Annotated in this window: 17 protein-coding genes; 2 read left to right on the plus strand and 15 right to left on the minus strand. The window is 44.1% G+C overall.

The genetic code is table 11. The features are described from left to right. Positions 1–19 precede the first annotated feature (19 nt). The 6 genes from M1D59_RS19225 to M1D59_RS19250 form a co-directional block, all read right to left on the minus strand. Positions 20–757, minus strand: coding sequence for a double zinc ribbon domain-containing protein (locus M1D59_RS19225; protein ID WP_101561407.1), 738 nt, complete (start codon positions 755–757; stop codon positions 20–22). After that, positions 714–998, minus strand: coding sequence for a late competence development ComFB family protein (locus M1D59_RS19230; RefSeq protein WP_020453116.1), 285 nt, complete (start codon positions 996–998; stop codon positions 714–716). Before M1D59_RS19230 ends, M1D59_RS19225 begins: the two co-directional genes overlap by 44 nt. Before the next feature lie 54 nt (positions 999–1,052). Beyond that, positions 1,053–2,447 (minus strand): DEAD/DEAH box helicase, encoded by a 1,395-nt coding sequence (locus M1D59_RS19235; protein WP_224146359.1) that lies wholly within the window; start codon positions 2,445–2,447, stop codon positions 1,053–1,055. Between the two features lie 123 nt (positions 2,448–2,570). Next, on the minus strand, positions 2,571–3,413 hold the full coding sequence (locus tag M1D59_RS19240; protein ID WP_020453118.1) for a DegV family protein: 843 nt from the start codon (positions 3,411–3,413) through the stop codon (positions 2,571–2,573). Positions 3,414–3,532: 119 nt separating this feature from the next. Further along, the gene (gene degU, locus M1D59_RS19245) at positions 3,533–4,222 is read right to left on the minus strand and encodes a two-component system response regulator DegU (protein WP_003185730.1); all 690 of its coding nucleotides are present in this window, start codon (positions 4,220–4,222) and stop codon (positions 3,533–3,535) included. 81 nt (positions 4,223–4,303) lie between these two features. Continuing rightward, complete coding sequence (locus M1D59_RS19250) at positions 4,304–5,461, minus strand: sensor histidine kinase (protein WP_020453119.1); 1,158 nt, start codon at positions 5,459–5,461, stop codon at positions 4,304–4,306. 222 nt (positions 5,462–5,683) lie between these two features. Here M1D59_RS19250 and M1D59_RS19255 point away from each other — a divergent pair, with 222 nt between their 5' ends. After that, positions 5,684–6,322, plus strand: coding sequence for a YigZ family protein (locus M1D59_RS19255; protein WP_023856394.1), 639 nt, complete (start codon positions 5,684–5,686; stop codon positions 6,320–6,322). A gap of 14 nt (positions 6,323–6,336) precedes the next feature. Further along, the gene (locus M1D59_RS19260) at positions 6,337–7,416 is read left to right on the plus strand and encodes an LCP family protein (RefSeq protein ID WP_458117607.1); all 1,080 of its coding nucleotides are present in this window, start codon (positions 6,337–6,339) and stop codon (positions 7,414–7,416) included. Positions 7,417–7,468: 52 nt separating this feature from the next. On the opposite strand, the gene M1D59_RS19265 is transcribed toward M1D59_RS19260, so the two are convergent. The 9 genes from M1D59_RS19265 to tuaC all read right to left on the minus strand — a co-directional run bounded on the left by M1D59_RS19265 (position 7,469) and on the right by tuaC (position 17,039). Further along, positions 7,469–7,852, minus strand: a complete 384-nt coding sequence (locus M1D59_RS19265; protein ID WP_020453122.1) for a YunG family protein — start codon at positions 7,850–7,852, stop codon at positions 7,469–7,471. Positions 7,853–7,960: 108 nt separating this feature from the next. Beyond that, complete coding sequence (locus M1D59_RS19270) at positions 7,961–9,025, minus strand: glycosyltransferase family 4 protein (RefSeq protein WP_020453123.1); 1,065 nt, start codon at positions 9,023–9,025, stop codon at positions 7,961–7,963. A 130-nt stretch (positions 9,026–9,155) separates the two neighbouring features. Next, entirely contained in the window at positions 9,156–10,343 is a 1,188-nt protein-coding gene (tuaH, locus tag M1D59_RS19275; RefSeq protein WP_458117608.1) for a teichuronic acid biosynthesis protein TuaH, read from the minus strand. Between the two features lie 19 nt (positions 10,344–10,362). Beyond that, complete coding sequence (gene tuaG, locus M1D59_RS19280; RefSeq protein WP_026580179.1) at positions 10,363–11,121, minus strand: teichuronic acid biosynthesis protein TuaG; 759 nt, start codon at positions 11,119–11,121, stop codon at positions 10,363–10,365. A gap of 29 nt (positions 11,122–11,150) precedes the next feature. Continuing rightward, positions 11,151–11,825 carry a teichuronic acid biosynthesis protein TuaF gene (tuaF, locus tag M1D59_RS19285; protein ID WP_035337789.1) on the minus strand — a complete coding sequence of 225 codons (675 nt, stop codon included), beginning with the start codon at positions 11,823–11,825 and terminating at the stop codon, positions 11,151–11,153. A 41-nt stretch (positions 11,826–11,866) separates the two neighbouring features. Next, positions 11,867–13,321 carry a teichuronic acid biosynthesis protein TuaE gene (gene tuaE / locus M1D59_RS19290; protein WP_020453127.1) on the minus strand — a complete coding sequence of 485 codons (1,455 nt, stop codon included), beginning with the start codon at positions 13,319–13,321 and terminating at the stop codon, positions 11,867–11,869. 63 nt (positions 13,322–13,384) lie between these two features. Then, complete coding sequence (locus M1D59_RS19295; RefSeq protein WP_101561403.1) at positions 13,385–14,314, minus strand: NAD-dependent epimerase/dehydratase family protein; 930 nt, start codon at positions 14,312–14,314, stop codon at positions 13,385–13,387. A 17-nt stretch (positions 14,315–14,331) separates the two neighbouring features. After that, entirely contained in the window at positions 14,332–15,663 is a 1,332-nt protein-coding gene (gene tuaD / locus M1D59_RS19300) for a UDP-glucose 6-dehydrogenase TuaD (RefSeq protein ID WP_095292153.1), read from the minus strand. A 197-nt stretch (positions 15,664–15,860) separates the two neighbouring features. Then, entirely contained in the window at positions 15,861–17,039 is a 1,179-nt protein-coding gene (gene tuaC, locus M1D59_RS19305; RefSeq protein ID WP_458117609.1) for a teichuronic acid biosynthesis protein TuaC, read from the minus strand. Positions 17,040–17,050 lie beyond the last annotated feature (11 nt).

Below are 17,050 nucleotides of genomic sequence, written 5' to 3' on the forward strand. Positions count from 1 at the left end.
GGCAGGGAAAAAAAATGATTTAGCTTCGAATTAATGTAAATGATGATACAGATTTTGCCTCACCGGATGTCATCAGACAATCAGCGCCATGATGAAGGGTCGCCCCTGTCGTATACAAGTCGTCGATCAATATGATATCCAGATTCTTTACCGATCCCTTTTCGGTTCTAAAAACCGTTTTGGGCTTGATCCGTTCTTTTCTGCTTTTTTTGGATTGTTTTTCATTTTCGATTCTGATCAAAGGATGCATAACGGGTTTTTTTAATAAGGAAGCAAGCCTCTCCGCCTGATTGAATCCCCGCTCCGCTTTACGTTCTTCACTGAGTGGTATCGGAACTAAAACAGCTGGAGTGTGGCGGTAATATTGGTGGAAAGCATTGATAAATGAAGGAGCAAAAGCGAAGACCAGTTCAGCATCACCTCTGAACTTAAAACGGGCAAGGACTTCTTTCATGAAGGTATTGTAGATATAGACAGAGCGGTTTTGCCTCAAAAGAGAGCGGGTTAACGGATCAGCTTCCCATTTTAGGCAGTCACCGCAAAGTTCTTCGCTCTCTTGGGGGCGCCCGCACTTAGGGCACACCGTTCTTCCTTCGATCCTGATAAAATTGTCTTTACATGCCCTGCATATTTTCTCTTCTGATCGTAAAAAGAATAAAGCGCGCCATGAAAGAGAATGTAAAAGAGGCGCTTCACAAATTAAACAATGCAGTTCATTTCCTCCCTTTTCGATTGCTTTCGCAAAGCGGGTTGTCATTCACCTTTCTGGCAGCTTCAGCCAAGGTGACGAGCATTGATGTATTTTTTTGTTTGTCAACGAGCTCTGCTTTTATGTAAGTCAGCTTCGACTCATCTGTTACATATTGCGGTTTTACTGCATTTAAAGCCAAGGCGAGCACATCCTCTCTGCACCTGCTGCACTTACAGCTCATGTGCAGCTGTTCGATATACTGATCAAACAACTCTTCCAAAACAGCCTCTTTAGCATTGACTAGCATCCGGCACCGCTCCTCATTTTATATTCATAGGTATACTTTACCATGAATATCAGACTAGTCAATCAACATTTCCTTTTTAGACAGTTTATTCATATATTGAATATGACGTCGTGCCGCATTCATCGACTTTGTCCTGCCGTGATGAAAGAAACAGACGTCTCCATCTGTGTGCTCAGGATGCCTGCCGGCTCTGCCGGCCATTTGGACAAGAGCGCTTTCCGAAAAAACAGCCGACTCTGCCCCCAATACTCCAACCTGTGCTTTTTTGACGGTTACACCTCTTTCCAAAATCGTTGTCGTCACGAGCACCTCAAGCTTACTTTTCCTAAACCGGTTCACTTTTTCATTTCTCTCAGGGTCTTCGGCATAGACTCCTTCTGCGCGAAATGTTTCCTTTTTCAGCAGACTGACCACGGTTTTAAGAAAAGGGATAGAGGGAACAAACAGAAAAACCGGATGCTGCAGTTCCTGGTGCTTAAAAAGCCATTTTTTGAGGCGTAAAGGAACTTTTCTTCGTTTCAAACCCCTTTCCCAATTTCCGCACCAAATCAATGTAGGTTCAGGCAGCGGGCTGCGGTGGAATCTTGCGGGAATACGGACGGTGTGCAGCTTTCCGCTCTCAGCCCTTTTCTTCATATCTCTAGAAGGCGTGGCGGTTAAATAGATATGTGCGCTTTGCCGTTTTGCCGATTTTTTAACAGCGTATTGCAGCGTATTATCAATAGAATACGGAAAAGCATCCACTTCATCTATGATGATCACGTCAAATGCTTCTTTATAGCGGAGCAGCTGGTGGGTAGTTGAAATGACAAGCGGCGAGAGAGTTCCAACGTCTGGGCTTCCTCCGTATAAAGCGGCGATTTCCATCCCGGGAAAGGCGTGGCGAAACCGCGGTTCAAGCTCAAGCACAACGTCTGTTCTCGGAGTGGCGATACATACTCTCAAACCGTTGTTCAGCGCGAATTCGATCCCTTGAAAAAGAAGTTCCGTTTTTCCCGATCCGCAAACCGCCCAGATCAACAGCTCTTCTTTCCTGCGTATAGCATCGATAATAGATTTTGCCGCTTTTTCCTGACCGGCTGAAAGTACGCCTTTCCACTCCGTGTAAACAGGCGCCCATTCATGTCTGCCATGTCCACGCCAAGTCAACAGAGACGTACACTCGCTCACCCTGCCCATCATGACACAGGCTCGGCAGTACACGCAGCATTTATTGCACCTATAGCAAGGATATCGAGCGAAACAGAAGCGCTCGTGCTGGCCGCACCTCAAGCAAACAAAGCCTCTCTTCGTTTTTTTAATGCCTTCCTCCGTTTTTATCAGGCCTTCTTGGATATGCCAATCAATGACAGGTTCCGGAAAAGGAAGTTCGCTTTTCAGAAGGTGGCGCTGCTCCAAACATGACCGCAATTCACAGGAATAGGATGCCGGATGTTCGATGTGAATCACCTCCAATCTGCCATTCAGTATCTATCATCCATGTTTTCTTGTAAAACAGTCAAAATCTAAAAATCTCCCTCAAAAACCGTAGAAAAAGAAAAAATCTCCGTTTTGCAAAACGGAGATTGGCTTTTATACTGTATACCAGGCGATACCCATTGCTCCTTCACCAAGGTGGGTGCCGATCACAGGCCCGAAATAGCTTTTATAAAATTCGACATGTGCGTATTGCTGCGACAATTCTTCGATTATTTGATCAGCTTCTTCTTCACGGTTGGCATGAATCACAACCGCTCTCAACGGCTTTCCTTTTTCGGCATCTTCGCCAAAAAGCTCAAATAAACGGTTCATCGCTTTTTTTCTCGTCCGGATTTTTTCGAAGGGAACGATCAGCTTGTTCTCAAAATGCAAAATCGGCTTTACTTTTAAAAGGCTTCCGACAAAAGCCTGGGCGCCGCTCAGGCGTCCTCCCCTTTGCAAATGCGAAAGGTCGTCAACCATAAAATAAGCCCTCATTGAGGTTTTCATATGATCCAAGTGGCGAATGATTTCTTCCGGAGCCGCTCCTTTTTCCGCCATCTCAGCCGCTTCGATCGCATAAAAACCTTGAGCCATGCAGCTGATTTCTGAATCAAACGGATACACTTTAATTCCTTCAAGCATACCGCGTGCTGATACAGCGCTGTTGAATGTTCCGCTGATGCCGCTGGAAAGGTGGATGCTGATGACCGCATCATATGTTTCCCCGAGTTTTTCATAGAGAGAAATCAGCTCGCCGTATGCGGGCTGGGAAGTCGTCGGGAGATTTTCGTGAGCTTTTACTTCTTTGTAATAGTCCTTCCAGCTCATATCGATTTCTTCCCTGTATGAAGTCTCTCCAAAGATCACATTGAGAGGTATCATATAAATATTGTAGCGCTCACGCAGGTCTTTAGGTATATATGCCGTACTGTCTGTTACTACTGCTGTTTTCATGAAATAAACCTTCCTTATGAAAGATACTCTTTTCTATTCTAAAAGAAAAAGCAGCTTTTTTCATTATAAAGTTTGATTTTCTGCTAAAAGAAAAGACCTGCCTTATGGCAAGTCCACCTTTATCTCATTTCTACCCAGCCATTTTTAATGGCTACAACGACAGCCTGCGTTCTGTCGTTTACATTCATTTTTTGAAGGATGTTGCTGACATGGTTTTTAACCGTTTTTTCACTGATAAATAATGATTCGCCGATTCCGCGGTTGCTTTTTCCGTCCGCCAGCATCTGCAGAACCTCGCATTCCCTTCTGGTAAGAATGTGAAGAGGTCTCCGGATTTCCGGATACACTTCATGCTGAGCGTGAGATGATACACCGCTTGTTGCAAGACGGCGGAATTCATTCACAAGATTATGAGTAACCTTAGGATGCAGATAAGATCCGCCTTCAGCCACAACTTTCACGGCTTCGATCAGCGTGTCGGCATCCATTTCTTTCAGCAGATAGCCGCGGGCTCCTGTTTTTAATGCATGTGTAACATAGTTTTCATCGTCATGGATAGATAAAATAATAACCTTTGATTCCGGATACAAGTCGACCAGTTGTTTTGTCGCTTCTACGCCGTTTACATTCGGCATATTAATATCCATGATTACCACATCAGGATGGTAGTGCTCGACAATGCGAGCCGCTTCATCTCCGTCGTCTCCTTCGGCCACTACCTCAAAGGTAGGTTCGAAATCCAAAATCCGTTTGACACCTTCACGGAATAACTGATGATCGTCAATAATTACAATATTTACTTTAGTCACAAGCTACGCCTCCCCATTCTCATTGTTAAACACACCGCTTTTATGGTCAATATGTCTTTTGTCTCTATTTTACAATTATCTTTACAAAGACAGCGGAACTTTAATCAAAATAAATGTCCCAAGACCTATTTTCGAATCGATTGTCATTGAACCTTCGAGCAAATCGACTCTTTCTTTCATACCTAGCAGACCGAAAGATTTGTTCTTCTTGCCTTTAACTTCTTTTAAGTCAAAGCCGTTTCCATTGTCTTTGATAATCAACGTCACAAAATCTTTTGTCACTTCTACTTTAACATGAATCTCAGTTGATTCGGAGTGTTTTAAGGCGTTTGTCACTGCTTCCTGTGCAAGCCGGAAAAGTGCAACCTCAAACCGCGGTGCTATTCTTCTATCTTCGGATTCTCCGATACATTGGAAATGGATCTTTGCTTTTCCATGATAATCTTCGATCGTGTTCAAGTATTTTCTGAGCGTCGGTATCAATCCCAAATCATCTAAAGCCATCGGTCTTAAATCATAAATGATTCTTCTGACTTCATAAAGAGCATTTCTGACGTTTTGCCGGAGGTTTCTAATTTCCTGAAAGCCTTCTTCTGTTCCTTTGTCTCTGAAGATGCGTTCGATCAGCTCAGATCTCATCATGACGTTGGCCAGCATTTGCGCAGGGCCGTCGTGGATTTCCCTTGAGACCCTTTTTCTTTCTTCCTCTTGGGCTTCGATGATCCGCAGTCCGAAATCCTGTTTGGCCTGCGCATCTTCTAGGAGAACGCCAACCTGGCGCAGATCCTGATTTAAATAGTTTAAGACGACGGTAATCTGGCTGACAAGCCCTTCTGAACGCTCGATGATTTCCTGAAGCCCCAAAAGGCGCCGTTCCAGATCATCACGCTTCTCTCTCAGCTGCTTTTCACGCTGCTGGATCATCGTCAGTTCAACCTGCAGTTTGTGGGCTTTTTCATAAGCTTCGCGAATCTCTTCTTCACTGAATTTATGAAAGTTTCTGCTGACCTCAGACAAGCGGTTTCGCGCATGGCGGGCATGCACTTCCAGCCTGTCTCCAAGATCGATGACTTCGTTGACCTGCTGTTTAATCTGCTTCAGCTCTTCTACCAAGCCTTCATATTGCTGACGGGACTGCTCTCCGATTTGAAAGACCTCATCCTTGCTCCCATCAACCGTTTTTAACATCTTCATAATGATTGAATCTAAAACTTTGGAGTCCATTTTGGAAACACTCACCCATTTTCCCTCCGTAACAGCATTGTCATTTACTTTTATCATAAATTTCATTGAACTGAAATTCGTGTCGAATTATAATGAAAGAATGCGTATTCTGGTTTTTTGGTCTTTTTATGGTTACCGATCCATTTCTATTTAATCATAACAAAATACGCGCCAAAATTCTAAGTCTGTTCGATTTTTAGGAGAACAGCCGCATGGCTTGTCAGGAGGTAAGCAGGCATGCTGCAAAGTTATCTCACTGTTGCAGGTGAAGGGACCCATGAAATCGTGATTGAAAAATCCCGGTTTATATGTCACTTAAGCCGCGTCAGTACTGAAGAAGAAGCACAGAACTTTATCAATCACATAAAAAAGCAGCATTGGAATGCGACGCATAATTGCTCGGCTTACGTCATAGGAGAAAATGATCAAATTCAAAAAGCGAATGATGACGGAGAACCGAGCGGGACAGCTGGAGTTCCGATGCTTGAAGTTTTGAAGAAACGCAACCTTAAAGATACGTGCGCCGTTGTGACGAGGTATTTCGGCGGTATTAAACTCGGCGCTGGAGGGCTGATACGGGCTTATGGAAAATCCGTGTCAGAGGGGCTGAACCATGTCGGCGTTGTCGAACGAAAGCTGATGCGGGTGATGCACACGACAGTGAACTATACATGGCTCGGCAAGCTTGAAAACGAGCTTCGCGAGTCCCCTTATCAAATAAAAGACATTCATTATGCCGACGATGTCGAATTTGAAACGTATGTGAAGGAAAGTGAAAAACAGGCATTTACGGAATGGATAACCGAATTAACAAATGGCAAGAGTGAGAATAGAGAAGGCATTCAAGTTTATTTGGAAGAAGCTTTTAACAATTAAAGGAGAATTATTATATGGCTGAGCGTATTAAAGTGAAAGTGCGAAAAAAAAAGAATAAAAAGAGAAAGCTGATTAAACGGTTTATAGTCCTTATGCTGCTCGCACTTCTCGTAGTCGGCGGAGTGGGCATATATAAAATTATTAACACGATTTCCGCTGCTGACGGCACTTATGATGAGCTTGAGCGCGGAGAGAAGTCAAAGCTCAGGGACGATGTCGTTAATATTCAAAAAAAGCCGTTTTCGATTCTTTTTATGGGTGTTGAAGATTATTCGACAAACGGCGAGCACGGACGGACGGATTCCCTGATTGTCGTGACGCTCGATCCTAAAAAGAAGTCGATGAAAATGCTGAGCATTCCGAGGGACACAAGGGTGCATTTGGCCAGTGACACAACCGGCACAAAAACAAAAATAAATGCGGCCTATGCAAAAGGCGGCAAGGATGAAACAATCGAGACGGTAGAGGACTTCCTCGGAATCCCGATCGATTACTATGCCACAGTCGATTTTGACGGGTTCAAAGATGTCATCGATGAAATCGGCGGAATCGATATTGACGTCCCGTTTGATTTCAGCGAAAAAAGCGATGTCTCCAAATCCAAGAGAATCTATTTTAAAAAAGGGAACATGCATCTAAATGGAGAGGAAGCTCTTGCCTACGCAAGGATGAGAAAACAGGATAAGCGGGGAGACTTCGGGAGAAACGACAGACAAAAGCAAATCTTAAAAGCCGTTCTTGATCAAATCTCAAAACCGCAAAACCTCGCTAAAATTGATAAAATAGCCCAAAAAGCAAGCAAAAACATTCAGACAAACTTCAAAATCACACAGGCTCTGGCGCTTCAGCAAATCTACAGCGGCTTTGCTGGTGATGATATAAAAACATTAAACATCACAGGAAAAGATCTTACGATCGCTGATGTTTACTACTTTGAGCCTGACCAGCAAAACCTTGCAAACGTGCAAAATGAATTGACCCATCACTTGTATCCGGACTCAACCGCTGATTCAAGCGGAACATCGTCTGAATCTTCCGCAACCGCTGGCGGGACAGACAGCTCAGCTGAATCGTCTGCTGCTTCTTCTTATTGATTGGCTCTGTTGAATGTGAAATTCATAATCGAATAAAATGAAGGGGAACTCTTTATATATTAAGGGTTCCCCTTTCTTTTGAAAAAGACAATTGATTGATAACACTTTGTTTTAAATAGTTATACTGTTTTTCGTTGGTATCTGAGAATGCCTCGTTTCTATTTGAGGGAACATCCATATACAGGATGTCTTCTTTGAATTGGGAAATTGTTAAATCATATCTTTTACCATTGATAACATTATAAAAATGCCACCCTTCAGGCAGCTTTGTTTTCCTTATTTCTCCACCTAATAGATCATTTACGATTAAGGCGGTTACGCCGCATTGTCCCTTTGCAGGGTTATCCTGACTCCATTTTGAACTTGAATCTGAAGACCAGGATTTATAGAGTGCTTTCATTATTTGTTCGATCTGTCCAAGGTGATGATCATCCATAAAAAATCCTCCTTCTCATAGAGTTTAAGTTAATCAACCAACCGCTTGTGAGGCTTCCTGAGTTGCAGCAAAAATAAAACCCCTGGAATCCAGGGGTTTTTGTGCACATTAATTCCTCTTCACCATCCGCCTGTAAAACTTCGTAAAGGGCTTGTACTGCTCATTTACAAGGCCTGTCACTTCTGCGATGATCTGCATGAACAGGATTAAGCCGAAGATGATGAAGATGGACACCCAGAGCGTCGCGGTTTTTAAAAGAATGGCGCTCAGGCTGAAGACGATGCCAATTAAATAAATGACGATGACGGCTTTTCGATGGGACAGGCCAAAGGCCATTAGCCTGTGGTGAATATGCGATTTGTCGGGCGCCGAAATCGGCTGTTTGTTTAAAATCCGCCTGATGATCGCGAATGTCGTGTCAAATATCGGCACTCCTAATATAATGATTGGAATGACGACGCTGAACAGGGTCACGCTTTTATACAGTCCGAGCAGCGACAGAACCGAGATCACATAGCCCAAGAAGAGCGAGCCCGTGTCTCCCATAAAAATTTTCGCCGGGTGGAAGTTATAGAACAGAAAGCCGATCGTGCTTCCGATGACAACCAGCGACAGAGAGAAGATCAAGATTTTATCGGCAGAAAAAGCCATGACGGCAATCGTCGAAAGGCCGATGACGGATATACCCGCAGCCAGTCCGTCCAATCCGTCGATTAAGTTGATGGCATTGGTGATCCCGACGATCCATAAAATCGTCAGAGGGTATGCGAGCCACCCCAAATCAAAGCGAAGATCCCAAAATGGAATCGATAAAAATTCCATTTTTAAGCCTGTACTGACGATGATGCAGGCTACTAATATTTGAACGATAAATTTAATTCTCGCGCTCAAATTGTGTTTGTCATCTACAATGCCCAAAATGACAATCATAAAAGCACCGAGTGTAATTGCTGTTATTCTGTTTTCATAAAGGCCGCCGGCAAGCGAACCGGTCAATACTCCTATAAAAATGGCTAAACCGCCCATTCTCGGCATTACTTTATCATGTATCTTTCGTTTATCCGGCTGATCCACGACCCCGGATTTGATTGCTAGACGTTTGACAAGCGGAGTAATAATTAAAACAGTAATGAGAGAGACAAAAAACGCAAGTACAGTGCGTTCATAAGACATAAGGAAGTCTCCTTTTTAAATGAAGTCTGGTCGTATTAAAGATCATACCTTTTCATTATACAATTTCATTATTTATTATAACAAGCTCCAGCCAAAAGAAACATCATGAATTAATATCCCCCGCCGCAAATTATGCATCTTTATTCAAGTTCAATTTATCAAGCATCGATAAAAATAAATGATGCCAGTCTCTTTCATGTGCGATCTTTCTGCGCAGTTCCACATGGGAGACATCTTCATGCGCAAGCTCCAGCTCTTCACACAGCGCTGTAAATTCAACGGGGTCGTTTCCTGTTAGATGACGGTAAACGTGTTCCTGTTCAACCTTTTTTGTTGAAGGAAGGTTCATACCGGCGACAGGCTTTCCGGCAGCCAAAAATTCAAACAGCTTTAAAGGGAATACCGCATTATTATATGGCGACGGTTTATACGGCATGATCCCGATATCCACTACATTCATATAAGCCGGTACTTCCGACGGCGCAGCGGGCCCCGTCCAAATGACATTTTCTTCTTCAAGAAGCGCTTTAAAATCTTCATCTCCGTTTGTCCCGTCAGGACCGACAAATAAAAACGTCCACTCTTTTTTGGTTTTGGCAGCTTCTTTGATGAGCTTAAAATCGAGCTTCGGCTTAATTCCGCCGATAAAGCCGAGGACGGTGCCTTCCCTTCCGTTCAATACATCGGCTTTTTGCTTATTTTTCGCAAACAAGCTGTATTCCACACCATTTTCGATTGTAAAAACCGGCTTTGTCTCTCCTTGAAGCCGGTCTGCTACGTTTTGGTGCAAATATTCAGAAGTGCAAAAAATCGTATCAGCAGCTTTAATGATTCTGCCTTCAGCTTCAAAAATAACCTTTTGCCTGAATCCTGAGACAAGGCTTTGGCTTCCGCTGATCGGCGCCGCCCACAGGTCACTGCAGTCATAGATGACCTGATCCCACTGATAAAGTGATGACAGCAGCGGAAAACCGGGGAATGTGTACCATAAGCACACCTTTTCCCCCTGAACGTCTTCTTTCAGCCAGTCAAGCAGCGGCTTCAGCTTGCTTTTATAAAAAACATCCTTGTAGCGGGCAAACCTGAATATTTTCTTTTTCAAAAAATCTTTGACTGCAAATTGCTTGATTCCGTTGTCAAGCAATGTAAATGTCTCGCGGGAAGGATTTTCAGACGGACAGACCCAAATGACTTCCTTCGTCTCCTTGCGGCCAGCCAAAAACTCAGCAAGGCGGTGCCTTCTGTACCTTAGCTGATCCTGTCCCCATTCACCTGTCGCTACTATGACGTGTATGACTTGATCTGCTTTCACTTTCAATCACCTTTTCTCAATGCCGTTATAATCTTTTCATGACTGCGTTCTTAGCGTAATGGAAAAAGCACCATGTCGCTTTCATCAAGTGAAGGCGTTCGATTTCCCTGTACACATACCAGGTTTTTCGCGCCGCCTTCCACTTGTTTCTGGAGATCGATGTTTCAACGATGCGGTATTCGGCGAGGGGTTCGTTCAGACCGAATGCCTTGAATCCTCGCTTTAATACGGACAGCCATGTCGCCAAATCCTGACGGGTTCTGATATTCGGCATCCGGATATCACCCGTTTGCTCTCTGTCAATCATTACCGTCAAACAGCCGATAATCGTATTTTTTAATACATCATCATATGTAAGGCTGACGGGTGCATGAATGGTTTTATGAAGCGGTTCGCCGTCTTGGCTGATCAGCTCGTATGCCGTAAATGTGAAAGCGTGCTGATGCTTCCTCATAAAGGCAAGCTGCTTATCCAGCTTTTCTGCTTTCCACACATCATCGCTGTCCAAAAAGGCGACATAGCGCCCTTCGGCTTTGCTGAGCGCTGCATTTCGAGCCGCTGCAGCGCCTTGATTTTCTTTCAGAAAAATGGCATGGATCCGTTCATCATCTTCTTCATAGCGCTTCAAAATGTCTCTTGTCCCATCTGTTGAGCAATCATCGGCAATGATCATTTCCCAGTCGGAAAACGTCTGATTTAAGACGGACTGAATGGTTTTTTCGATAAATTCCTCCGCGTTATAGGAAGGCGTAATGACAGAGATTAAAGGTTTTTGCCTCGTCATGGTCCTGATCCACATCCCCAATTAAAAATTTAACGTTCTCTGAATACTTCCGGAACGACAATGATAAAAAACGACAGCGCTAAACCGATCAGTACGCCTAATACCGCTCTTTTTTTAGGCGACATGCCGGCAGCCTGGTTATCCAGCACGATCAAAGGCTCAATTTCTTCAGCAGCCTTCATATCGAGCCTGCTTGTTTCAAGCTCATACAAAAACCGCTGTTTATCAACTTTGGAATCAGCGCTGACTGTTTCGCCTTCAAGCGCCTTTATATTCTTTTCGATGACTTCTTCCCTTTTTGAAAACAGCGCCTTATCGCCTTTCATATAGGCATCTTTAACTTTTCCTAAAGTATCCAATGTTTTCTGTTTGTCAGGCCCTGTATAACTTAAGTTAAAAAGTGAATCCGTTCTGATTTCAATCGCCAGATCGTCTTTCAACTGCGCCAGATCCTCTTCCGGCATATCCGGGAAAATGTCCTTTAAAAAGGCTTCGTTTTTCAACAGCAGCGGCACCTGCTTTGCATTGTTGTACTTCGCTTCTCCATAATTCCCGGTTGATATCGTTACAGTAGCCGTGTAATCGGACGGAGCAACGCTCCCCTTCGGCATAAAATAGCCGACAAGACCAAGAATAAGAGGAAGCGCAATAATCGCCACAATAAACTTTTTCACTCTACCAGCAATACGTTTGATTAAATTCATCACATGAATTTCTCCCTGTTTTTAAATTCGATTTTCAAAAATCACCTATACTGTTCGGTTTCATCCGTTCCACTGACTCTAAAGGTATTAACCGTCGCAATCACAAGGGCGAGAAACACCCAATGGAAATATAGATTCGAGACGGAACTCGGACTGATGCTTGATACAAGGAAGGCGACGAGCGCGGCTGTCAAACCTTCAATGAGAAGCTTGTACCGCTTTCCAAGCGATCTTTTATAATATCGGTAAAGCACAGTTATTAAATAAATGTACATCGTTAAATAACCAAGCATCATCACAACTCCAAAATTCGTCATGATCTCTACGAGCCAGTTATGAACCTCCACGACCCGGTCTGTATCGAACAATGCGTGATGTTCCAAATAATAAGGTACATTGCCGGCGCCGACGCCAAATCCGTAAGTATCCAGCACATAATGCCCGGCGTTTTTCAACAAGTTTGCCCTGGCGACATTGGATGGCAGCGGCTCGCTGAAATCGTGTGTAGTTTGCGGAGCCAAAAAGTATGTATAAAAAGCTCCGGTGATCTTTCCTGCAAACAGTGTGACAAAAGCGATACATCCTGCAGCTGCGGCGATGAGCGCCCATTTTTTAAGCACCTTCGGCAGCAAAATAAACGCATAAACGGCAAGTCCGGCTATAATTCCCAGGATGCTGGCTCTTGATCCTGTCAGGAAAATCAAGTAGGCCGAACAGAACGCAAGGAGCAGCCCCGCTATTTTTAAATAGCTGTTTTTAATGTTTTTGAAAAAAGATAAATAAAAGAAAAAGCTGATGGATAGAAATGTCGCAAAGTCATTCTGATTGAAAAAGACGGATGTCGGATAGTGCTGTTTATAGTGCGGCCCGTTATAAAGGGTCGAGCTCGGCAGGTGGTTTAATGTAAAGTGGTTGTAAAACCCGATGACCATTAAAAATACGGTCATGACCAACCATATGTAATAAAACGCGAGAATTCGATCCATTTTTTGAAAAAACATAACAATCAGAAAAACAAAAAACATTCCCATTGCCAATAGGAACAGATATTTTACGCCCTCAGTAGCAGACTTGACCCAAAGCAGCGAAATCATTCCATAGCAGAACCAAAACGTGAAAAACATCAGAATGCCTTTAACATGCACCTGCTTCCACTTTTCAAGGTGCTGGCTGCCTTTCAACATTTCCGCTATGAATAAGAACCCTGCCAGAATCAGAAGAATTCGATATGGAAACAGGCTGAAAAAGCCCAATTTAATCGTAAAAAAAGCATTGTTGGCAAATGTTGCAGCGATGAGCAGATATAATACGGGCATCAGCAATTGCTCGGACGACAAATACTTCCGGAGCACAATGATCAAAGTCAGCGCAATCAAAATCAGACATGCTAACAAGACTTTTTTTGCATTGGACTGGGCCAATACAACGAATGCTAACCCTGCGGTCAATGCGGCGAGCCAAACCAAAACATTGACCGCGGAACGTTTGAGACTCATTTTTCCCCCTCCTTCCGCTTCTTTCTGGAAAAGGGCTGCCGACATCAGCCAGCAGCCAGTGATTTACATATTCATTTCTTTTTTATAATATGAAATGGTCTTTTCCAGTCCTTCAGCGAGCGGCATTTTTGGTTCCCAGTTTAAAATTTTCTTTGTTTCTTCATTACACAGTGTGCTGTGGCGGATATCCCCCGGTCTTTCATCTTGATAAATCGGAGACAGCGCCGAGTTCGTCGCTTTTTTCATCTCTGCAAACAGCTCATTGACTGTGATCGAAAAGCCGTTCGAAACGTTTAAACAAACGTTTGATTGAGCTTTGAGCGCCTTGATGTTGGCGGAAGCCACATCACCGACATAAATAAAATCGCGCGATTGTTCTCCGTCTCCAAAAATCACTGGAGCCTTGCCGCTTGTCAGCAAATCGGAGAAAATCGATACGACGCCGCCCTCTCCTTTTGCGTCCTGGCGCGGCCCGTATACATTGCTGTACCGCAAAATGCAATACTCGGTTCCATACAAATCATAGGCCAGCTTTAAGTAGTTCTCCACCGTAAGCTTCGTCAGCCCGTAGGGTGAGCCTGGATTTGTTTTATGACGAGTGTCGACAGGCAGATATTCAGGATCTCCATAAACAGCTGCTGATGATGCAAAGACAATCTTTTTCACGCTGCATTCACCCGCTGCCTTAATGATATGGAGCGATCCCTTGATATTGATGTTTTCATCATTTAAAAAATCGCTGACAGACTCCGCCACGCTTACTTGTGCAGCTAAATGAATAATATAATCGGGATCAATGCTTTTGATGACGTCGATGACTTCCGGCTTTGTAATATCCTGCTCATAAAAGTCAACCGCGAGACCTTCAATGTTGGAGCGGTGTCCCGTAGTTAAATTGTCAAGAATTGAAACCCGGTAATTTTCTTTCAGAAGCTGTTCAGCGATATGCGAGCCGATAAATCCGCATCCGCCTGTCACTAGTACTTTTTCCATTAATAACACCCCTCGTTTTATACTTTTGTTAAGCTTTTCTCTCCCTGTACTCCAGGGCGGCCAATTGAATGATAAATAAATCCTTCTCTTCTCATATCTTCAAGTTTAAACAAGTTACGTCCATCAATTAGAACAGGACGATTTAAATATGTTTTCAATTTCTTAAAATCCATTTCTTTAACCTGTGGCCAATCTGTCAAAATGAGGCAAGCATCAGTATCCTTTACAGTATCATACAAATCGTTGCTGTATATGGCCTGATCTCCCAATAAGCGTTCTGCCTCCGGAATTGCAATGGGATCGTATGCTTTAATATGAGCACCAAGGCCTCTCAGCATCGGAATGACATCCAGAGACGGCGCCGAGCGCATATCGTTTGTATTCGGCTTGAATGCCAGCCCAAGAACCGAAATGGTCATGCCGTTTAAATCGCCAAACACATCAAGGAGCTTTTGCACAATGTGGGCGCGCTGCTTTTGATTCGTCTCAATAACGGCTTCAATCATTTTAAAAGGATAGCCGACTGACTTCGCGATGTGCAATAAAGCCATTGTATCTTTAGGGAAGCAAGAGCCGCCAAAGCCGATTCCGGCATTCAAAAATTTATTGCCGATTCTGCTGTCCAGTCCGACACCTTCAGACACCTTTGATACATCAGCTCCGACCCTTTCGCAAATATTCGCGATATCATTAATGAACGAGATCTTTGTAGCCAAAAATGCATTTGCAGCGTATTTAATCATTTCTGCACTTTCAAGGTTAGACTTGACGATTTTCGTTTGAAAAGGCTTATGGAGCTCTTCAATAATCGCAGCAGCCTTTTCGCTTGTCGCACCGATGACGGCTCTTTCCATATTCATCGTATCGTAAATAGCTGTTCCTTCACGAAGGAACTCCGGATTCGAAACGACGTCGAAAGGGAATTCCCCTTTTGAATTGCGTTCTATAATGGCTTGTACGAGCTTTCCTGTTCCAACAGGGACAGTGCTTTTGTTGACGACGACTTTATAGCCGTTCAGATGCTTCCCGATCATTTCGGCAACAGATTTGACAAATGTCAGGTCTGCTTCCCCTGTTTCCGACATCGGTGTTCCGACTGCAATATAAATAATCTCTGCTTCTTCAATCGCCTTGGGAATATCAGTAGAGAAAAATAAGCGATTTTCGTTTACGTTTTTATCCACAAGTTCTTTTAGGCCGTTTTCATAAATCGGCATCACTCCTGCTGAGAGTCCTCTTATTTTTTCTGCATCAATATCGCAGCAGACAACCGAGTTTCCCACTTCGGCAAAACAAGTTCCAGACACCAGCCCGACATATCCCGTTCCAATGACAGCGATTCTTTTCAACATTATCATTCCCTTCTTTCAGCTGACCCTTCAAATCCAATAGCTTGATTTAGGTAATGATCTTTATCTCTTTCTATTGAAAAAATCTGGGTTTTCCGTTTTCCCAATTCTTATTTTTATTAGCTTAGACGCAAATAAATGGGTTTAAACAGTATTATATTCAACACTCATAAGCATATTAACCGACAGATCCCAACTTAATTTTTGTTCTCAGCAACATCCCCATACACATCCAGTAACTTGCCGGCATTTTCAAAGGCGTCATAATCATCGTGTACCGTTTGATACAGCTCTTCAGCGATGTCTTCTTGCCAATCCGCACCTTCCAAATAACCTTTGACAGCTTCTGTTATGCTGGAAGCCGAGCGCGGCTTGATCAGCAGATGTTCGTGTTTCCCGAATAAAGACGGAACCCCTCCGACCGCCGTACAAAGCACCGGAACCTTGAGGGCGAGCGCTTCAATGACGACAGTCGGCATCCCCTCAGAATACGAAGGAAGCGCAAACAGATCTGATGCAGCCAGATATTCTGATATCTCATGGTTTGCGACCTGCCCCGTCAATATCGCTTTTTCACCGGCGGTTTGACGAATGTGCTGCTTCTCCGGTCCGTCGCCGATGAACACAGCTCTGTAGCTGTCATCAAGCTGCTTGACCGCTTCCGCCAGCTCGGCTACTCCTTTTCCTTTCACCAAGCGGCCGACGAACGTCAGCAATTTTTTGTCTTTCGGCAGGCCGAATTTCTCCCTCAATTCAAATGTTGAAGCGGAGGGTTTTTGAAACCGGTCCAGGTTGACGCCGATAGGAAGAACCGAGCATTCAGCACCGGTCATTTCTTTTGTTTTGGCTTTCAGCTCATCGCTGACAGCCAGAACTTTTGCCGCGGAATGCACAGCTGTTTCAAATGCTCGAAATGCACCTTTGCTGTAATGGGGATAAATATTGACATCGCTTCCGTGCAAAGTCAGAACATAAGGAACTTTCAGCCTCTGTGAAACAACGGCAGCGGCACCCCCGGATGGCATCGCGAAATGGGCATGGATAAGATTCGGCGCAAGCCCGTGCTTCTCGATCGTCCTTAATACAGACTTTGCAATCCGGCGATGCGGCTGAGCCCATTTTAGCTGTCCAGGCAGAGCCGTATACGGCGGTCTGTAGACCGGGATGCCTTTTCTTTCTTCATATTCCGGGACTGTTCGTGCTTGACGGTATTTTTTTTTCAGCAGCCTGAGGGGAGCAGGGTTCACAGGTGATGGACATATGACCGCCACATCAACGCCCTGCATCCGCAGCGCCTGAACCTGTGTTTCATGAAAAACGCCTTCTCCCGGTTTTTGACTGCTTGGATAAACACTGGTAATCCAAAGAACCTTCAATGATGAAACGC

This window comes from Bacillus sp. PK6-026, from assembly GCF_054161455.1.

Bases quoted from the DNA above. Each gene is read 5' to 3' on its own strand.
- M1D59_RS19225 (WP_101561407.1), bottom strand. From the start codon at position 757: ATGACAACCCGCTTTGCGAAAGCAATCGAAAAGGGAGGAAATGAACTG.
- M1D59_RS19230 (WP_020453116.1), bottom strand. From the start codon at position 998: ATGCTAGTCAATGCTAAAGAGGCTGTTTTGGAAGAGTTGTTTGATCAG.
- M1D59_RS19240 (WP_020453118.1), bottom strand. From the start codon at position 3,413: ATGAAAACAGCAGTAGTAACAGACAGTACGGCATATATACCTAAAGAC.
- M1D59_RS19255 (WP_023856394.1), top strand. From the start codon at position 5,684: ATGCTGCAAAGTTATCTCACTGTTGCAGGTGAAGGGACCCATGAAATC.
- M1D59_RS19260 (WP_458117607.1), top strand. From the start codon at position 6,337: ATGGCTGAGCGTATTAAAGTGAAAGTGCGAAAAAAAAAGAATAAAAAG.
- M1D59_RS19265 (WP_020453122.1), bottom strand. From the start codon at position 7,852: ATGGATGATCATCACCTTGGACAGATCGAACAAATAATGAAAGCACTC.
- M1D59_RS19270 (WP_020453123.1), bottom strand. From the start codon at position 9,025: ATGTCTTATGAACGCACTGTACTTGCGTTTTTTGTCTCTCTCATTACT.
- tuaG (WP_026580179.1), bottom strand. From the start codon at position 11,121: ATGACGAGGCAAAAACCTTTAATCTCTGTCATTACGCCTTCCTATAAC.
- tuaF (WP_035337789.1), bottom strand. From the start codon at position 11,825: ATGAATTTAATCAAACGTATTGCTGGTAGAGTGAAAAAGTTTATTGTG.
- tuaE (WP_020453127.1), bottom strand. From the start codon at position 13,321: ATGAGTCTCAAACGTTCCGCGGTCAATGTTTTGGTTTGGCTCGCCGCA.
- M1D59_RS19295 (WP_101561403.1), bottom strand. From the start codon at position 14,314: ATGGAAAAAGTACTAGTGACAGGCGGATGCGGATTTATCGGCTCGCAT.